Genomic DNA, 3,994 nt, shown 5'->3' on the forward strand with positions numbered 1-3,994 from the left:
GAATGAAGTTGGAATTAACCGAATTCAGGTCTCCATCACGGTAATGCAGAAAACGGTCATTAGCCTCGTCGAATAAATCGAGTCCTCCGCCAAGTGTTCCCACCCAAATTCGCCCGTCGGAATCTTCCAGAATTTTCCAGATCCGGTTATCTGAAATTGTTTCAGGGTTTTCCGATTCGTGATAGTATCTCGTGAATTTTCCATCCTGATAGCAGTTCAGACCCCCATAGTACGTTCCCACCCATAACCGGCTTTTGGAGTCAAACAGTAAACTCACAATCACGTCATGGCTCAAAGCATCGGGATTGGAAGGTTCTGCCCTAAATACTTTAAAAGTCCTTTTTCCCCGGTTGTAGTAAATCAAACCACTTCCATTGGTTCCAATAAAAAGATTTCCGTCATCGTCTTCAGCAAAACAATCAATGTCATTGGCCGGTAAGCCCCCCTCAATAAATGGATTATGCGAAAAGAGTTTAAACTGAAACAGATCCGGATGATAGTAATTCACCCCTTCTTTGTAGGTTCCTATCCAGATTGTCCCGGAATTATCGCGAACCAGTGAGGTAATACTGTTTTGAGATAAACTATTGTAAACTCCCTGAAGATTTCGAACATTAATTAACGAAAAATCAGACTTGTCAATTATCTGGATGCCACCATGATCCGTCCCCACCCAGATATGTCCTTTCTTATCCTGAAGAACCCCGGTAACAATGTTACTGGAAATACTATAACGGGGATCGTCAACAGAAAAGTGCAGCTCTTTTCCATTGTTTCCATCGTAATAAAAGAGTCCCTTGTCACTCTGTTCAGAATAAATCCAAAAATCACCACTTTCATCTGCCAACAGAGAATAAAAATCGCCAACTGAACTCCCTTTAAGTTTGTGAGGCTGATAGGAATAAAGTACCTCCCCGGTTTCAGAACTCAATCGTTCAACTACGCCAAAAGCATTAACAATCAGCACCGTAGAGTCACTTTCTATAAAAACATCGGTAACCAGGTCACTGCCAATATCCCTTTTACTCCCTTTTAGTTCATGAAACCTTTCAATTTCTTCGGTTTCTGAATCTACCTTAAATACACCGTATTGATTGGTAGCTACCCATAAATTGGAATCCCTATCCACCTCCAACGACGCAATATAGTCAGAAGGAATCGCGTTTTTCCCGGTCAGAAGATAATAATCTGTGTAAAAAATATCTTTTGATGGGTCGAATACGGTAAGTTGATTGTCCTGTGACAAAATCCAAAGGCATCCCCTATGATCTTCAAAAATTTTCTGAACATTGTTGAAGGGGATGGTGGTACTGTCCCCTGGAATGTTTTTGTAAGTTTTAAATGATTGCCCGTCATACCTGTTAAGACCTGAAACAGTTCCAAACCAAACAAATCCGTAACGGTCCTTATGTATTGATGAGATCTGATTATTGGACAGGCCATGAGAACTATTGAGATGCCGGAACTTGTAGTCAACTTCATCCAAGGTCTGCCCCGTCAACGGCAAACAAAGAAATCCCAAAACTACACCTAACATTATTCTCCTGAACATCCGACCCATAAATTTTGAAAAACAAGGTACAAAACTACAAAAAACTGATACAAATACACTTACACCCGGTTAAAGAAAGGAGATTGTTTCACTTCGTTCGCAAAAATCTAATTGCTACCAACATACTCAAACCAGTCATATACCGCGGGGGCATCCGCTTCTTTGCCATTCCCAGTTGCGTACAGACCTACATAAACGCCGGTAAACCAGCCAACGGTTTGTGTGCTGAGAAAACGAGCATCAGCAGTCTCCACCGTCTTAAACACGGTGTTGTTTTGGGCATAGGAGAATATAAATTCCGGGCCCGTTCCTTCAATTTTTAGATCCACTGCGCCGGGTGCCAGTAATACCTCCTCCGATTTATAGGTAATTTGTCCAAATTGCAGTTTTACCAGCAGAACCCGTTGCCCGTCTTTATTTTTCAGCACAAAATCGAAGTGCGACCCGTTGTTGACCAAGGCCATACCTGCTTCTTCGTTTTCATTTTCCGGATCGAACTCAAGTTGGGTGGTGGCTGAAAACCGGATGTCCGTAAGTCGGCGCCCGACAAATGCAGGGCTTCCTTTTTCTCCAATTTGAAGCGCAGAACCCACTATTTTAAGTTGTCCCTTTTGATCGTCCACTTGAAAGGTTTCATCTCCCGGAGGCTGAATGTAATTCCACTCAAACCCCAACTGCGCCACATCAAAATCAGTACGTTTTGCATTTTTTGAAATCTGAATTTGTGGCAAAGTGGCATGTATCATCTCCACATCCACCGTTCCGTTTCCATTAACCACGGGCCATCCTCCTTTGGGCCAACTAACAGGTACCAGACAGGTTTCGCGTCCCAAAATGTGATGTGGGGGATACCCCGTCACGCTGCGATATCCATGAATAACCATCCACCAGCTGTTATCATGCGCCTGGATAATATCGGCATGACCGATACCCTGAATGGGCTTGCCCATACCGGCATAATTGATATGAGTTGCAATTGGATTGGCCGGATTGTCGATGTAGGGGCCCCAAATATTGTGACTACGGGCAATGGTTACCATGTGGGCTTCCTCGGTACCGCCTTCCGCAGCCATCAAGTAGTAAAAACCATCTTTCTTATAAATGTGCGGTGCTTCGGGATACCGGCCCCCGGTTGAGTTCCATATCTTTTTGCGTTCACTTAACAGTTCGCCCATTTCAATATTAATTTCAGCCAATTCGAACGTCGATGTGGTTACATAAGCCCTGCCATCGTCGTCGAAAAAGAGATCGGGGTCAATTTCAGGCATATCTACCCAGATGGCCTCACTCCATGGGCCGGCCGGATCTTTGGCCGTCACGTAGAAGGTTCCGCCATGAGTCACATTGGTGGTAATCATATAAAAAGTGCCATTGTGATGTCTTATAGTGGGTGCGAAGATGTTGATTTCACCTTTAATCTGCTCTTCCCGGTCGATGCAATGACCAATTTGCTTCCAGTTTACCAGGTCTTTACTGTGAAACACCGGTACGCCCGGGAAATATTCAAAGGTGCTGTTAACAAGATAATAATCATCCCCCACCCGGCAAACACTGGGGTCGGGATAGAAGCCCGGAATAACAGGGTTTCTGTAAGTCACCACCGCATCTGCATTGGGCTCCACTACCCAGGGATTGGGGTTTACCTGCTGCGAAAAGATCGGGATGGAAATCAAAAAAAAGATTACTGCAAAAAGATTTTTCATTAGTTGTGTATTTTTAGTGATTGGTAAAAGTATTAAATTCTTAACGAATGTCAATTTTCGATTTAAATCAAAGATTGCCTCACAATGTAAACAATGACAGATCTTTGTGACAAAGGAAACATCTAGAAATTAGTTTGCCCACATTCGGGAATCCGCTTCATTTTTACCTGTAGCCAAGAATTTGTACTCTGGGTATTCAAATTGAACCCCTTCAGAAACCGTCCGGTTCCGTCATATACACATCATGCCTCAAACTTCTAAAAGTACTCATTTGCAATAAAATACAGAATTCAGATTCCAGTAGTTGAGAAGGATTTCAATATATAGCAATAACAACAAAAAAAACAGACTGAAAAGTACATTTCAGCCTGTTTTAAGTATTGTCAGCAATAATATAAATCCGGAAAAAACAAAAAGAATTCTTTCGAATACTTCAAACACAATTTTGAACTATATCAACTTCAGTTTCTTCAGTTCAATTTTCAATTGCTCCCTGTTTTCATCCTCCATTTCACAGAGAGGAGCACGGAATACTTCATTGACTCTGCCCATCAATGCCAATGCAGTTTTAACAGGTAGCGGATTGGATTCCAAAAACATCAATTCCATCAAGGCCCGGTATTTATAGAACAAACCACGAGCCACCACAAAATCTCCTTCCATAGAAGTTTTCATCATTTTATGAAAGTCGGCAGGTATCAGATTTGCAACCACAGAGATGCATCCGTCAGCACCCAGA

General features: G+C 42.5%; 3 protein-coding genes. All 3 read right to left on the reverse strand.

The genetic code is table 11. From position 1 onward, the window contains the following. The coding region (locus tag QZZ43_RS09885) for a two-component regulator propeller domain-containing protein (RefSeq protein ID WP_291858446.1) at positions 1-1,552 on the reverse strand (1,552 nt) is incomplete at its 3' end. Positions 1,553-1,659: 107 nt separating this feature from the next. Further along, entirely contained in the window at positions 1,660-3,255 is a 1,596-nt protein-coding gene (locus tag QZZ43_RS09890) for a glycoside hydrolase family 43 protein (protein WP_291858448.1), read from the reverse strand. Between the two features lie 450 nt (positions 3,256-3,705). Further along, positions 3,706-3,994, reverse strand: a 289-nt coding sequence (locus tag QZZ43_RS09895; RefSeq protein WP_291858450.1) for a dihydrodipicolinate synthase family protein, incomplete at its 5' end; no start/stop codon positions are given.

The sequence above is a fragment of the Marinilabilia sp. genome (genome assembly GCF_016278715.1).
GTDB lineage: Bacteria > Bacteroidota > Bacteroidia > Bacteroidales > Marinilabiliaceae > Marinilabilia.